Below are 14,992 nucleotides of genomic sequence, written 5' to 3' on the forward strand. Positions count from 1 at the left end.
TAAACGGAGGGGACCGCGGAGCGGCAATTTTCCCGCCGGGAGCCGGGATTGTAAAGGGCGTGGCGGAGAACGCCCTTTACACGTTCACAGGAACCGGTGTTTCAGAGAAACGATGCACATGAGGTGAACGGAACCCTTACCGTGAGATAGCATATTCATAACTTCTGCCAACACAGGTGATGCTTTCTGATACAGAGGCGTTAACTGAACCGCATTACGCAGAATGCGGCTTTTCAGATTGGGTGGACGTTACTGTGGGAACCACTGATCGCTGATTTTTTGGTACGTGCCGTCAGCTTTGATTGCGGCCAGCGCGCTATTCAGTTTTTCCAGCAGGGCTTTGTTATCCGGGCGAACCGCAATGCCAAGACCAGTACCGAAGTATTGTGGGTCGGTCACTTTGTCAGTGGCTACGCCTAACTGCGGGTTGGTTTTCAGCCACTCGTTAACCACGGCGGTATCGCCAAATACGCCATCAATACGACCATTTTTCAGGTCGATAATCGCATTCTGATAGCTGTCGTAGGCCACGGTTTTCACTTCAGGGTGTTTGTCCTGCAGGTATTTCTGGTGCGTGGTACCGTTTTCCATGCCAATGCGTTTCCCTTTCAGGTCGGCAAAGGTTTTATAGGTGTCTTTTTTCGCAATCACCAGCGCGGAGTTTGCATAGTAAGGCTGAGTAAATGCCACCTGCTTGCTACGCTCAGGCGTGATGTCCATTCCGGAAATCACCGCATCATATTTTTTGAATTTCAGCGCGGGAATCAAGCTATCAAAAGCATGATTGGTGAAAGTACAGTCAGCCTGCATTTGTTTACACAGTGCCGTTGCCAGGTCGATGTCAAAACCGACAATTTTATTGCTTGCATCCAGTGACTCAAATGGCGGATAAGTAGCTGATACACCAAAACTAATTTTATCAGCAGCTGAGGCGCCAGCGGCGAAAGTAGCAAGTAATGCGGCCAGTACTAACTTTTTCATGGTGGAACTCCCGTCTGTCAATCTTATGATTATTTACCGTGTCTGCGGCGTGAATTAACAATGCCATTTAATGAATTTATATGCAATAAAAATGATTAACTATTTTTTCTGATATAAAAAAAGACGGACAATTTAGGTTGTTGTCCGTCTTTTTTATTTTGGCTTTATGCATATTCACCGGAGAGTGTACAACGGAAGATGAATCGTAGCCTGATAAGCGTAGCGCCATCAGACATAAAAACCGATTTAATTCCGGTGTTCAAACGCCAGCGCTTTACGTTCGATCAAGCGCATCATCAGCGTCAGCAAACCGTTGACGATCAGGTAAATCACACCCGCCGCGCCGAAAACCATGACGTCATAAGTGCGACCATACAGCAGCTGACTATAGCCCATGACTTCCATCAGCGTGATGGTGTATGCCAGTGAGGTACTTTTAAACACCAGCACCACTTCGTTGGAATACGAGGAGAGGGCGCGTTTAAAGGCGTACGGCAACAGAATCGCCAGCGTATCCTTCTTACTCATCCCCAACGCTCCACAGGACTGCCACTGGCCTTCCGGGATTGCGCGGATAGCACCGTAGAACAGCTGGGTGGTATAAGCCGCACTATTTAACGATAGCGCAATTAAGGCGCACAGCCACGGTTCAGAGAGCAGGTGCCACAGTACCGGATACTCCTGTAGCGTCGGGAACTGCCCTGGCCCGTAGTAGATCAGGAAGATTTGCACCAGCAGCGGAGTACCGGTAAACAACGTGATATAGGCGCGAACCAACCAGACCACAATCGGCGTTTTTAGCGTCAGGATGACGGTGAAAACCAGCGCCAGCACCAGAGCAACCACGATGGAGGCGACCGTCAGCGTCAGGCTGGTATGCAGCCCTTTTAACAATTCAGGTAAATACTCAAGCATTAGCCTGGTCTCCGCTCAAATCGTGTCGCGCGCAGGTCAATGCGTTTGAGAATGTACTGACTCACCAGCGTAATCACCAGGTAAATAGCCGCCGCCACAATGTACCAGGTAAACGGCTCCTGGGTACGGGTGGCAATGCTCTTGGTTTGCAGCATCAGATCGTTCACGCTGATAAGGCTGACCAGCGCGGTATCTTTCAGCAATACCAGCCACTGGTTACCCAGTCCCGGCAGAGCGTGACGCCACATCTGCGGCATCACCAGGCGAAAGAAGATCGCGGCTTTAGACAAACCCAACGCCTGACCTGATTCCCATTGTCCGAGTGGTACGGCCTTCAGCGCGCCACGCAGCGTTTGCGACGCGTAAGCCGCATACAGCAATGACAGCGCAATTACACCGCACAGGAACGGGCTGACGTCGAAGTTTTCGATCTGCATCTGAACCGGGATTTGTACAAACCCGAGATTGATCGTAAAGCCATCGGCCAGCGTCAGCAGCAGCTGTGAAGAGCCGAAATAGATGAACAGAACCACCAGAATTTCCGGCAGACCACGCAGGATGGTGACCAGAGCTGAGCCCGTCCATGCCACCGGACGCCATTTTACTGACTCCCAGACGGCAAAAAACATGGCGAGCGCGAGGCCAATAATCAGCGCACAAACGGCAAGGCCGACGGTCATCCCGGCGGCGCTTGCTAAAGGAAAAAATTCATTCATCAAGTATTACTTCTGGAACCATTTGTTGTAGATGGTCTCGTAAGTCCCATCTTTCTTCACTTTTTCCAGCGCAGCGTTAAATTTCTGCTGCAGCTCGGTATTGCCCTGGCGCACAGCGATGCCCAGACCCGTACCGAAGTAATCTTTATCCGTCACTTTGTCGCCAACTGCGGCCAGCTTTGGATTGTCTTTCAGCCATTCGGTCACCACTGCGGTATCACCAAATACGCCGTCAATACGACCATTTTGCAGATCGAGTTTGGCATTCTGGTAGCTGTCATACGGTACGGTGGTCACTTCCGGATGTTTATCCATGATGAATTTCTGGTGCGTAGTACCGTTTTGTACACCGACTTTTTTGCCTTTCAGCTGGTCAATGCTGGTGTATTTACCCTGTTGGCCAACAAACAGGGCAGAGTTGTCGTAATACGGGGTGGTGAACAGAACCTGTTTTTCACGCTCTGGCGTGATGTCCATACCGGCCATCACCGCGTCAAAACGACGGAATTTCAGGCTCGGGATCAGGCTGTCGAAGGCCTGATTGGTGAAGGTACAGGTCGCGTCAATCTCTTTACACAGCGCATTCGCCAGATCAACGTCAAACCCTACGATTTTGTTATTCGCATCAATAGATTCAAACGGAGGATAAGACGCTTCGGTGGCGAAACGAATGGTTTGGGCTGCGGTAGCGGAAAGGCTAAAACCTGCGATTAGCGCGGCAATCAGAACTTTTTTCATTGTATTGTCCCGAATCTTAGTGAGAGAGATAGTTTTTAAACGCTTCGGTTTGCGGGTTGGCAAAGCAGCTCGCATCCCCAAACTCGACGATATGACCGTTTTCCATATACACCACACGGCTGGCCGTTTTACGTGCAACTTCCACTTCGTGGGTGACGATCACCTGAGTAATGTTGGTTTCCGCCAGTTCACGAATGATGCTGACGATTTGGGCAGTAATTTCCGGATCAAGCGCTGCGGTAGGTTCATCAAACAGCAGCACCTGCGGCTCCATCATCAACGCGCGGGCAATGGCCACACGCTGTTGCTGGCCGCCGGAGAGATGCAGTGGGTAGCGATCGCTGTACGGCTTCAGGCGCAGACGTTCCAGCAATTTTTCGGCCCGTGCCAGCGCTTGATCTTTTGTCAGACCCAGTACGCGGCAGGGCGCTTCAATCAGATTCTGCACAACCGTGAGATGCGGCCAAAGGTTGTATTGCTGGAAGACCATGCCCACGTTCTGACGCAGCTCCCGAATGGCTTTGTCTGACGGGGTCTTCGTGAAGTCGAAACGGTTACCCGCAATAGAGAGCGTGCCCGAGCGCGGCATCTCAAGCAGGTTGAGTACGCGCAGCAGCGAGCTTTTCCCGGCTCCACTTGGGCCAAGTAACACCAGTGTTTCACCCTGAGGGCAATCCAGCGTGATATCGAACAGCGCCTGATGTGCGCCGTAGAAGCAGTTAATGCCGTTTAATTGAATACTCATTGACACTCGATACTGGCAGTCTGATAGCTATTGAAGCCGCAGATACTACCTTTGACAGAATAGTTATGCAATATTTATGCGTTAAAAGTTAAATGCAAACCGCATTCTTATCTAAACATAGCACAAAATAGCGGGGCCACCAGTGGGCAAGAATAATTGTCGGCATTCTATGCAGAATGCCAGACAATTTATGGGGGTTATGGTTCAGGCGGGTGAATGGGGCGGTTAGCGGTTTTCGACAGACTGGCGCAGCGTCCCGGCTGGCGCGTGTACGCTGCCGCCCAGATAGCGGACATCGTCAACTACCCAGCACTGGCCTTCGCGGATCATCAGCACTTCATCACGCCAGCTTTGGTCACCCTGTTTAAGCTCTACGCGCAGCGGAATGTTGCGTGCATCACTATTCGGAATGGTCGATGCGCTGGCGACGCTGGCACTGTCCGGTAACGTAGCGCGACTAGAGAACGGATCGCTGTTAAACAGATCGCGATGCGCGTTATCACGGCTGGCATCGTTCAGCAGTTTCGCCAGGTTGTCGCTGAGGTACGGACGAAGGGGGGTAATGTCATTGTTTCGGTGCTGAATACGGTAATCATAGAATTGTTGAGCCACGCTGTCTGGCCCGCCTTCTACGCATGAGCCGCTACGCGTGCCGTTATCTTTGTAGGCCGGCGTTACGGTAGTACAGGCGCTGAGAAGTAGTGCACATGGAACCAGCAGAGAGAGTTTCGAGTAGCGCATAATGATTTCCTTATTAGCTTTCTACTATTAGTGTTCTACGTTGATTTACATGTCATACTTCAAGTTGCTTGTGCGTTGGCTACGTGCGTTCACCCCAGTCACATAGTTATCTATGCTCCTGGAGATTCACTCTCTTGCCGCCTTCCTGCAACTCGAATTATTTTGTGTAAAGAATATATCCTTTCAATGATAGTGGATCGGTTCGATAATGCTTTTGAGATCGTGCTCTTAGCGCAAAAAGGAGATTAACCATGCAGTTTTCGACTACCCCTACGCTGGAAGGGCAGAGCATCGTGGAATACTGCGGTGTTGTGACTGGCGAAGCCATTTTAGGCGCGAATATCTTCCGCGATTTCTTCGCCGGCATTCGCGATATCGTCGGCGGTCGCTCCGGCGCGTATGAAAAAGAGCTGCGTAAAGCGCGTGAGATTGCTTTTCAGGAGCTTGGTGAACAGGCAAAAGCGCTAGGTGCTGATGCGGTAGTCGGTATCGATATCGATTACGAAACCGTAGGCAAAGACGGTAGCATGCTGATGGTGAGCGTCAGCGGCACCGCGGTGAAAACTCGCCGATGAAGCGTCTGCTGTCTCTGCTGGCATTAACGCTGCTGCTGGTAGGATGTGCTGGCGAAAAAGGGATTGTCGACAAAGACGGGTATCAGTTAGATACCCGTCGTCAGGCGCAGGCTGCTTACCCGCGCATTAAAGTGCTGGTTATCCATTACACGGCCGATGATTTCGACTCTTCTCTGGCTACGCTGACCGATAAAAACGTCAGCTCGCACTATCTGATCCCGGCAGTGCCGCCGCTCTACCACGGCAAACCGCGTATCTGGCAACTGGTGCCGGAAAAAGATCTGGCCTGGCATGCGGGGATTAGCTTTTGGCGCGGCGCTACGCGAATTAACGATACCTCGATCGGCATTGAGCTGGAAAACCGCGGCTGGCAAAAATCGGCGGGCAGCAAGTATTTTGCGCCGTTTGAACCCGCGCAAATTCAGGCGTTAATCCCCTTGGCGAAAGATATTATTGCCCGCTATGACATAAAACCGCAGAACGTGGTGGCGCATGCGGATGTCGCACCGCAGCGCAAGGACGATCCAGGTCCACTGTTTCCATGGGAAGAACTGGCTGCGCAAGGAATTGGCGCGTGGCCGGATGCTCAGCGGGTGGCGTTTTATCTTGCCGGACGAGCGCCCGATGCACCGGTAGAAACCTCATCATTGCTCGATCTGCTGTCGCGCTATGGTTATGAGGTAAAACCTGAAATGACGCCGCGTGAACAGCGGCGGGTGATTATGGCCTTCCAGATGCACTTCCGCCCGACGTTGTGGAACGGCGTGGCGGATGCAGAAACTCAGGCGATTGCCGAAGCGTTACTGGAGAAATACGGGCAGGGTTAACGCGGCAGCTTGCCGTGGTCACGCAGCCAGGCCGCGGTACGCTCAATCCCTTCATCCAGCGTCACAACGGGCTGATAACCTAATTCTTCCTGAGCGCGGGTGGTATCCAGCGTAAAGTCAAAATTCAGCTTCGAGACGCCGTAATGCGTAAGCTTTGGCTCTTTCGCGGATTTATTGCCTAGCCGCTCCATGCTGCGGGCAATCATGTCCAGCATCGGGTAGGGCACGGAGCGGATGCGGCAATCAATATTTAGCTCGTCGATGAGTTTCTGCACAATACTGCGCAGGGTGCGATGCTCGCCGTTGGTAATGTTGTACGCGCGACCCGACGGCAGATTATCGCAGGCTTGCTGACTTGCCAGCCACATCGCGTGCACCGCATTCTCGTAGTAGGTCATATCCACCAGCGCACTTCCGCCGTGCGGCAACAGGATGCTGCCGTAGTGGTACATCATATGGGCCAGGCGCGGGATAAAGACTTTATCGTGTGGTCCGAACAAGCTTTGCGGACGCAATACCGTAAAACGGGTCTGCGGGTTGGCCTGTGTCAGCAACGCAATCACATCTTCGCCAGCCGCTTTACTGCGGGCGAATTCATTGGCAAAGCGTTGGGGGCGGAAGTCCTCTTTGATATCCCGATGGTGGTGATAATCAAAATAGAGCGACGGTGATGAGATATGAATGAAGTTACGAACGCCCCAGGCCACGGCCCACTCGCCCAGACGGCGGGTTGCGCGAACGTTGGCCAGATCGAAAGCTTCCTGAGTTCCCCATGGTGAGGTAAAACTGGAGCAGTGCCACAGCGTATCGATACCGGCGAGCATCACTTTTGCCTGCGAAGAGACCAGCTCGGTCAAATCGGCATGCACAAACTCTGCGCCCATTTTCTCCAGCAGCTTGCCCATCGCTTCGTTGCGACCGGTAGCTCTGACGCTGACGCCTTTGCTGCATAAAAACTCAACCGCGTTTCGGCCTAAGCCGCTGGTGGCTCCGGTAACCAGTACCTTCATATCAATCCACTGTGTTTAAAAAACGTCGTGCGCATTCTTCCGTGAATTTCGTCTGTATGCAATGGGAAACATGAAAGAATACAGGCTCTTTTTATCATGAGTCTGTGATTTGTTCTGCAAGTTTAGCAATACGCTTCGCCATCCCTCTGAAAATGAACAGATGCGCCGGGATCATCAGCAGCCAATAGAAGAGGCCTGGCATGCCATGCGGATGCCACCAGGCGCGGACATCAATGCGTCGGTGGTCGCCTTTATCTTCCAACGTGAAGCTCAGTCGACCCAATCCTGGCGCTTTCATCCCAAACAGCAGCGTCAGCTGTTTTTCTGGCTCAACGATGATCACTTTCCAGCTATCAACGGTATCGCCAACCTGCAACAGAGAGTGTTGCGGTCTGCCTTTCGCCAGCTTATGGCCGACCAGCAGGTCCAACGCCGCGCGCGTTTTCCATAAAATATTGCCAAAGAAATAGCCTTCTTTGCCGCCGAGGCGATTCACCACCTGCCACAGCGCCTGCCGACTGGCGGAGGTTTCAACGCTAAAGCCAGCTTGTTTAGCGAAATAGCCATATTCGGGGCGCCAGCGGGCAAATGCCTGCGCGTCGTAACCCCAGTCGCTGGAATTAACCAGCTTCTCTTCTTCTTTCAACGTGCTGCGCACCGCGTCATCAAAGGCAATCAGCTTTTGCGGGATCAGGGTGCGTAATTCGGTGTCATCGGCCAGCAGGTCGTGTTTTAAACCCTGTATCAGCGCTTTGGCCGTGGTCGGCGGCACTGACGTTATGACGTTCAAAAACCAGACCGAAATCCAGCGGGTAGGAAAGGGGACAGGGATGAGCAGGCGATGTTTACCGCTGACCGCCATAAAATGCTCGAACTGCTCCTGATAGCTCAATACCTGCGGCCCGGCGGCTTCGAGCACGCGGTGTTGGCGTGTAGGATGGTCCAACAACGCCACCAGGTAGTACATTAAATTCTCCAGCGCGATAGGTGTGGTACGCGAGCGCACCCAGCGCGGAGGGGTGAGTACCGGCAGGTTGTAGACCATGTCGCGCATCACTTCAAAGGCGGCAGAACCTGCCCCTACGATAATACCAGCGCGCAATTCGGTCATTGGCACGCCTGATTCGCGCAGGGTGTCCGCGGTTATCTGTCGCGCACGCAGATGATCGGATTGTTCATGCCGGGGAGCCTGTAATGAGCTCAGGAAAATAAGCTGTTTGACTGGCGTATCACGTAGCGCATCGCGCACGTTCATTGCTACCTGGCGCTCATGGGCGATAAAATCACCGCCTTCTCCCATGCCATGGACCAGGTAATAGACCGTATCAACGCCGGTCAGCAGCGGCGTTAGGTTATCTGGCCAATTCAAATCGACCTTATGGCAACTGACGTTGGCCAACTGCTGCTTTTCCAGTCGCTCGATGCGGCGTGCCGCAGCCAGCACCTGATGCCCTTGCTGACTGAGCGCCTGTACCAGATGCTGACCAATGTAGCCACTGGCGCCAAGAACCAAAATCCGTTGCGGCACGCCTATCTCCTTAGCGGGTTAAAAAAGCGCGCCAGTGGGCGACGACTTCAGCAAGCTGTTCACGCGATACGTCCAGATGCATCACCAGACGCACAATCGGCGAGGCGTTAATCAGCACGCCTTGCGCTTTCATGTACTCGCCCAGCGCCGCAGCGTGTTCTTCGCCAACGCGGACAAACAGCATGTTGGTGTCGTGGCGCATGACGTCCGCTCCTGCTTCGCGCAGTTGTTCCGCCATCCAGGCGGCGTTGTCATGGTCTTCTTGTAAACGCGACACGTTATTTTTCAGCGCATACAGTCCGGCCGCCGCCAGAATACCGGCCTGACGCATTCCGCCGCCGGTCATTTTACGCCAGCGAATGGCGCGCTTGATGTACTCGTGGCTGCCGACCAGCAGTGAGCCTACCGGCGTTCCTAAACCTTTGGAGAGACAAATGGTGAACGAATCGCAGTATTGCGTGACATCTTTTAACTCACAGCCATAGGCGACGATGGCGTTAAAAATACGTGCGCCGTCGACATGCAGCGCAAGATTGCGCTCACGGGTAAATTCCCAGGCCTCTTTCAGATACTCGCGTGGTAGCACTTTGCCGTTGTGGGTGTTTTCCAGGCTGAGCAGACGCGTGCGGGCAAAATGGATATCGTCCGCTTTGATTTTTGCCGCCACTTTGTCCAGCGGCAAAGAGCCATCCGGCATGGCGTCGATAGGTTGCGGTTGAATGCTGCCGAGCACCGCTGCGCCACCCGCTTCGTAGAGATAGTTATGTGCGCCCTGACCGGCGATATACTCTTCGCCGCGCTGACAATGGCTGAGGAGAGCCACCAGGTTCGCCTGAGTGCCTGTGGGTAAGAAAATTGCGGCTTCTTTGCCAGCAAGCTCGGCTGCGTATTGCTGGAGGGCATTAACGGTAGGGTCATCACCGTAGACGTCGTCCCCGACCGGGGCGGCCATCATCTCTTCGAGCATGGCGCGACTTGGCCGGGTGACGGTATCACTGCGTAAATCAATCACGGGCATTCCTTTTTAAGTGAGGTAATGCCCTCTGTTTTACCTGAGCCAGTTAGTTTTCGCCAGTTCGATCACTTCATCACCGCGCCCGCTGATGATTGCGCGCAGCATATACAGGCTAAAACCTTTAGCTTGTTCGAGTTTGATCTGCGGCGGGATCGCCAGTTCTTCTTTCGCGACGACCACATCGACCAGCACCGGACCGTCAATCGACATCGCCCTTTGCAGCGCTTCATCAACCTCTGAGGATTTCTCCACGCGAATGCCCGTGATGCCGCAAGCCTCGGCAATCCGTGCGAAATTTGTATCGTGCAGTTCGGTGCCGTCGGTCAGATAACCGCCAGCTTTCATCTCCATCGCCACAAACCCCAACACGCTGTTGTTGAAGACAATAATCTTCACCGGCAGCTTCATTTGCACAACCGACAGAAAGTCGCCCATCAGCATGCTAAAACCGCCGTCACCGCACATTGCGACAACCTGGCGTCCCGGTTCGGTTGCTTGTGCGCCGAGCGCCTGCGGCATGGCATTGGCCATCGACCCGTGGTTAAACGAACCGATCAGACGGCGTTTACCGTTCATTTTCAGATAACGTGCCGCCCACACCGTTGGCGTGCCAACGTCGCAGGTGAAGATGGCGTCGTCAGCGGCAAAATGGCTGATCTGCTGCGCCAGATACTGCGGATGAATGGCTTTATCGCTGGGTTTGGCTAAATCATCCAGCCCTTTACGCGCCTCACGATAGTGTTCCAGCGCTTTATCCAGGAACTGCCGATCGGTTTTTTCTTCCACCAGCGGCAGCAGGGTGCGGAGTGTGGATTTAATATCGCCTACCAGCGCCATATCTACTTTACTGTGCGCGCCAATGCTCGCCGGATTGATATCAATCTGAATAATCTTGGCGTCGGTGGGGTAGAACGGGCGATAGGGGAACTGGGTACCTAGCAGGATCAGCGTGTCGGCATTCATCATGGTATGGAAGCCGGATGAAAAGCCGATCAGCCCGGTCATGCCCACGTCGTAAGGGTTGTCGTACTCCACATGCTCTTTACCACGCAAGGCGTGCACAATCGGCGCTTTTATTTTAGCAGCAAACTCAACCAGTTCTTTATGCGCACCGGCGCAGCCACTGCCGCACATCAGGGCGATATTGCTGGAGTAGCGTAGCAGTTGCGCTAGTTTTCTGAGCTCTTCTTCTTCCGGAGTGACCACCGGGAGCGGCGCATGATACCAGTGAGTGCTGGCGCTTTCAGGTGCTGGCTTCAGCGCAACGTCGCCGGGTAATACCACCACGGAGACGCCGCGGTTGAGCACCGCTTTACGCATGGCAATTGCCAGCACCTGTGGGATCTGTTCAGGGCTGGAAACCAGCTCGCAATAGTGGCTACATTCGCGAAACAACTCTTGCGGGTGGGTCTCCTGAAAATAACCGCTGCCTATCTCACTGGATGGAATGTGTGCGGCAATTGCCAGTACCGGGACGTGGTTGCGGTGGCAATCAAACAGGCCGTTAATCAGGTGCAGGTTGCCTGGTCCACACGAGCCAGCGCAGACGGCCAGTTCTCCCGTCAACTGCGCTTCAGCGCCCGCGGCGAAGGCCGCAACCTCTTCATGACGGGTTGGCATCCAGTCAATCGTTCCCATACGATTCAGACTGTCACTAAGGCCATTTAGCGAGTCACCCGTCACACCCCAAATGCGTTTAACGCCAGCTTGTTCAAGTGTTTTAGCAATAAAAGCGGCAACCGTTTGTTTCATGGTTTTCCTTCTCCTTTAATGTGATACCGGTTACAAGTTTAGATGAAGATAATAGTTATGCTTATCATTACCTCTTATTTCCGGCAGGTTTCATTAAGCCTGTATTAAGCGTAGTTTGTTATTGGACATGGTGAAACAAGGAATAAATTCAAATGGTTATAAAACTATTAAATACAGTTAACCGGGTACTGACTCATGAAGATTTTGGCAAGTTTTTGTTACGTATTGCCGTGGGGGGATTAATGCTGTTTCATGGGCTGCATAAACTGTTCGCGGGTATTGATGGCATCGGTGGCATGCTGATAGCGAAAGGTTTCCCCGGCTTTATTGCGTATGGCGTTCTGCTGGGAGAGGTTGTGGCACCGTGTCTGATTATTCTTGGGATCCTGACGCGTCCGGCGGCGTTGGGGCTGGCGTTTACGATGGTGGTGGCATGGCTGATGGTCGGGATGGGTGAAACCTGGTCACTGGATAAAACCGGCGCATGGGCAATTGAAAGTCTGGTGTATTTCTTCATCGGCGCTCTGGCCGTGGCATTTTTGGGCGCGGGGCGATTCTCCGTTGCCGGAAACTCGGCCTGGCGATAGTTTGCCATCCGAGAATCAATACAGAGGCGGGAATGCGTTAACCTATCTCCGCCTCGCCATTAAATCTGGCCGCTAATCCATGTCGACACTGCTCCACAGTTTGTGCCGACGTCTCAGTGCACGTTGCGTCAATGCCTTTGCCATCGCGGTGCCTATTTCAGCGCTAACCACCAACCCCTGAATAAAGGGACGGTCGTGCATCAACCACGGCAGTCCGCCAAAGGCGATGCGGTTGCGGGCGTTTTCCGGCGCTTGCAGCGTGTAATCTTCGCCGATATCCGGGATCTCATCGCCACAGGCCAGCAGTTGATCGCGTAGCGTTGGGAACGGAATATCTTTGCTCTGTAATGCCCGTTGTCCTCGGGCGTCAATAAATACATCAAATTCACTGCGCTGACCGTGGTGGTAAATGACCGTCATTTCCTGCTCATTTGTACGCTCATAATCTTTGCCGAGTGCGAGGATCTCAATCAGCCCGGCATCGTGCAGAGCCAGCAATCGGCGGATAGATTCAGACGGGATTGCCGCATAGTTATCAATAAAGACGCGCGCCAGTCCGTGCCTGAAACGTTTTTCGTCGCGAGCATCAAGATGAGGAACGATCTCTTCAATAACCTCATGGAGGCGCAATAAGGTATAGCGCCAGGCGACGGTATGTTGTTCCTGCTTGTTGCGTTCAACCTCCACCAGGTTACGCCTCGCCCAGTCAAAAGGGTCATGCTTGAGCCTGTCGGCAAAATAGACCTCGGGGAATGTGTCGGCGTTAAGCGTTGCAAGTGCAACCTGTTGACACCACCCTGGGGCCGCGTCTTGCAGTTGTTGCACAATAAGCCGGAAGATGCGGTCCAGTAATCCGTTTTGGCCCTCGGCAATGGCGTCTTCAATCGCTTCTTGCGTCGCGATATTCAGCGGTTCATAGGGAAGAGGGCAGTAAAAATCCGCTTCAGGCAGCACACCGCTGCGCGACATCAGGGTCAGCTTCAGGTTTTGGCTGTCGGGTTTACGCGTGAACTGCAGTGAACGGTCGGTATTGGTGGTGAAGGTACCATGCTGACTGACCACGGCCATCGCCGCGTCGATAGCGCTTAGCGAGGTGCCCAGAATACCCACCCTGCAAGCGCTAATCTGCGCCTCCATCAGGCCGGTCCACGGACTGGGGAAAAACTTGCGTGCCTGAGCATCAGTTTCTGGCCACAGATGGCCGCTGGCGATAGCGGCGAAATCCACTTCGACGGGCTGTGACGCGTGATTGATCCACAGGGAGACCCCAGTCGGGTTTGCTTGCAGGTCGGTGACTTTACTTGATTCATATACGCGAATTGTGAACCCGGATCTTTGCGCTTTATCGACGATGGCTAAAAAACGATCGCGATAATAGTCGCCGAGGATCACCCGGGGCAAAAATTGCCGCTCATGCAACGATGTACGTTCAAGCCGAAACTGCGCCAGGTATTCATCGCTTTGATTCTGTAGCCACGTCAGATAACTGATATAAATCGGCGGGATCTCAATGCTGGCTATATTGGCCAGCATGTGGTCTGCGTTGTTGTCGCTGTTATAAGGCATGCCTACGCCAGCTTCCTCAGCTTGCTCATAAAGCTGTATCTCCAGCGGTTCACCGCGCTCAACGAGGGCATGAAACGTATAAATTCCGGTGGGACCTACGCCGACGATGGCCACTTTTTTCATGGGGATCCTTTGTAGAAAGTTCGACGCGGTAGTCGGGGTTTTGCTTAACCTGTGCCAGGTAAGTGTGGTCGATAATTCGCAGGAGGAGGACGGTATTTTGCCTGGGAGGGTGAAAAAATCGGAATTTTGCAGCGTCTGACAACATAAAAAAAGGCCACCCGATATAACCGGGTAGCCTTTTGCACATCAGATATCGGTCAATTACGCCAGCACTAAATCACCCTGCGGATGACAGGAGCAAGCCAGCACATAACCTTCAGCAATTTCTGCGTCGGTCAGCGTCATGGTGCTGCTGACCGTGTAGTTACCGTCAACCACTTTGGTTTTGCAGCAGCCGCAAACGCCCGCACGGCATGCGGCGACAACCGGCACTTTATTGCTTTCCAGCGCTTCCAGCAGCGTACTGCCTACCGGCGCATAAAACTCTTTTGCCGGCTGCAGTTTGGTGAACTTCAGACCGCTGGTGGCGGCTTCAGCTACCGGCGTGAAAAACTGCTCTTTAAAGAAGCGTGTCACGCCCAGCGCGTTGACTTCTTTCTCGACCAGATCCATATACGGCGCCGGGCCGCAGGTCATCACGGTGCGCGAAGCCAGGTCCGGTACGCTTTGCAGCAGTTCGGTGGTCAGTCGGCCGGAAACAAAACCGTCAGTGGCATTGTTTTCAGCAACTAAGGTCACCGGATACTCGCGCCATTCGTCGGCAAAAATGACATCTTGCGGTGAACGAACGTTAAAGATCACCTGCACATCTGCTTGTGGGCGGTATTTTGCCAACCAGCGACGCATTGACATGATTGGCGTGACGCCACAGCCAGCGGCCAGCATCAGGAACCTGTCTTCCGCTTTATCTTCACAGGTGAATTCACCCATTGCATCGGACAGCCAGATATAGTCGCCGCGCTTCACGTCGCGGGTTAACCACTGTGAGCCTGCGCCATCGTCAATGCGGCGGATGGTCAGCGTGATGTATTCGCTAACGCCCGGCGTTGAAGAGAGGGTGTAAGCCCGCAGCGTGTCCGCTGAATTACGTACGCTGACCAGTGCATACTGCCCGGCGCGGTACGGATAATAGTCGTGGCACAGCAACGAAATTGTCCATACATCCGGCGTTTCCTGATGGATGTGATGAACCTGCATCCGCCATGGGCACTGATGAGTTGGCATTGTCATTCT

Annotated in this window: 15 protein-coding genes; 3 read left to right on the top strand and 12 right to left on the bottom strand. The window is 53.4% G+C overall.

The window, feature by feature from the left end; all coding sequences use genetic code 11:
* Nucleotides 1-249: 249 nt before the first annotated feature.
* The 6 genes from artJ to GFC06_RS12685 all read right to left on the bottom strand — a co-directional run bounded on the left by artJ (nucleotide 250) and on the right by GFC06_RS12685 (nucleotide 4,836).
* Nucleotides 250-981: an arginine ABC transporter substrate-binding protein ArtJ gene (gene artJ, locus GFC06_RS12660; RefSeq protein ID WP_016153670.1), complete on the bottom strand. Its 732-nt coding sequence runs from the start codon at nucleotides 979-981 to the stop codon at nucleotides 250-252.
* Between the two features lie 246 nt (nucleotides 982-1,227).
* On the bottom strand, nucleotides 1,228-1,896 hold the full coding sequence (gene artM / locus GFC06_RS12665) for an arginine ABC transporter permease ArtM (RefSeq protein WP_016153669.1): 669 nt from the start codon (nucleotides 1,894-1,896) through the stop codon (nucleotides 1,228-1,230).
* Complete coding sequence (artQ, locus tag GFC06_RS12670; RefSeq protein ID WP_016153668.1) at nucleotides 1,896-2,612, bottom strand: arginine ABC transporter permease ArtQ; 717 nt, start codon at nucleotides 2,610-2,612, stop codon at nucleotides 1,896-1,898. Before artQ ends, artM begins: the two co-directional genes overlap by 1 nt.
* 6 nt (nucleotides 2,613-2,618) lie before the next feature.
* Nucleotides 2,619-3,350, bottom strand: coding sequence for an arginine ABC transporter substrate-binding protein ArtI (gene artI / locus GFC06_RS12675; RefSeq protein ID WP_003027298.1), 732 nt, complete (start codon nucleotides 3,348-3,350; stop codon nucleotides 2,619-2,621).
* 16 nt (nucleotides 3,351-3,366) lie between these two features.
* A complete protein-coding gene (artP, locus tag GFC06_RS12680; protein ID WP_016156950.1) occupies nucleotides 3,367-4,095 on the bottom strand; it encodes an arginine ABC transporter ATP-binding protein ArtP in 729 nt (242 codons plus the stop codon).
* A gap of 225 nt (nucleotides 4,096-4,320) precedes the next feature.
* Complete coding sequence (locus GFC06_RS12685; RefSeq protein WP_016153666.1) at nucleotides 4,321-4,836, bottom strand: lipoprotein; 516 nt, start codon at nucleotides 4,834-4,836, stop codon at nucleotides 4,321-4,323.
* Nucleotides 4,837-5,087: 251 nt separating this feature from the next.
* On the opposite strand from GFC06_RS12685, the gene GFC06_RS12690 reads away from it, so the two are divergent.
* Nucleotides 5,088-5,411 (top strand): heavy metal-binding domain-containing protein, encoded by a 324-nt coding sequence (locus tag GFC06_RS12690; RefSeq protein WP_001160725.1) that lies wholly within the window; start codon nucleotides 5,088-5,090, stop codon nucleotides 5,409-5,411.
* On the top strand, nucleotides 5,408-6,238 hold the full coding sequence (locus tag GFC06_RS12695; RefSeq protein ID WP_049042455.1) for an N-acetylmuramoyl-L-alanine amidase: 831 nt from the start codon (nucleotides 5,408-5,410) through the stop codon (nucleotides 6,236-6,238). The genes GFC06_RS12690 and GFC06_RS12695 overlap by 4 nt, the downstream gene beginning before the upstream one ends.
* Here GFC06_RS12695 and GFC06_RS12700 read toward each other — a convergent pair.
* From GFC06_RS12700 to poxB, 4 genes are all read right to left on the bottom strand, one after another.
* A complete protein-coding gene (locus GFC06_RS12700) occupies nucleotides 6,235-7,248 on the bottom strand; it encodes an NAD-dependent epimerase/dehydratase family protein (protein ID WP_016153664.1) in 1,014 nt (337 codons plus the stop codon). The genes GFC06_RS12695 and GFC06_RS12700 overlap by 4 nt on opposite strands.
* A gap of 94 nt (nucleotides 7,249-7,342) precedes the next feature.
* Nucleotides 7,343-8,776: an SDR family oxidoreductase gene (locus GFC06_RS12705; RefSeq protein WP_016156947.1), complete on the bottom strand. Its 1,434-nt coding sequence runs from the start codon at nucleotides 8,774-8,776 to the stop codon at nucleotides 7,343-7,345.
* A 10-nt stretch (nucleotides 8,777-8,786) separates the two neighbouring features.
* Nucleotides 8,787-9,788 carry a low-specificity L-threonine aldolase gene (gene ltaE, locus GFC06_RS12710; protein WP_016153662.1) on the bottom strand — a complete coding sequence of 334 codons (1,002 nt, stop codon included), beginning with the start codon at nucleotides 9,786-9,788 and terminating at the stop codon, nucleotides 8,787-8,789.
* Nucleotides 9,789-9,824: 36 nt separating this feature from the next.
* A complete protein-coding gene (poxB, locus tag GFC06_RS12715; RefSeq protein WP_016156946.1) occupies nucleotides 9,825-11,543 on the bottom strand; it encodes a ubiquinone-dependent pyruvate dehydrogenase in 1,719 nt (572 codons plus the stop codon).
* A 152-nt stretch (nucleotides 11,544-11,695) separates the two neighbouring features.
* Here poxB and GFC06_RS12720 point away from each other — a divergent pair, with 152 nt between their 5' ends.
* Nucleotides 11,696-12,130 (top strand): DoxX family protein, encoded by a 435-nt coding sequence (locus tag GFC06_RS12720; RefSeq protein WP_047501022.1) that lies wholly within the window; start codon nucleotides 11,696-11,698, stop codon nucleotides 12,128-12,130.
* Nucleotides 12,131-12,202: 72 nt separating this feature from the next.
* Here GFC06_RS12720 and GFC06_RS12725 read toward each other — a convergent pair whose 3' ends face one another.
* Together GFC06_RS12725 and hcr are read right to left on the bottom strand one after the other, a co-directional pair.
* Entirely contained in the window at nucleotides 12,203-13,819 is a 1,617-nt protein-coding gene (locus GFC06_RS12725) for an FAD-NAD(P)-binding protein (RefSeq protein WP_047501024.1), read from the bottom strand.
* A gap of 201 nt (nucleotides 13,820-14,020) precedes the next feature.
* Entirely contained in the window at nucleotides 14,021-14,989 is a 969-nt protein-coding gene (gene hcr / locus GFC06_RS12730) for an NADH oxidoreductase (protein ID WP_016153658.1), read from the bottom strand.
* Nucleotides 14,990-14,992 lie beyond the last annotated feature (3 nt).

The sequence above is a fragment of the Citrobacter braakii genome (genome assembly GCF_009648935.1).
GTDB lineage: Bacteria > Pseudomonadota > Gammaproteobacteria > Enterobacterales > Enterobacteriaceae > Citrobacter > Citrobacter braakii.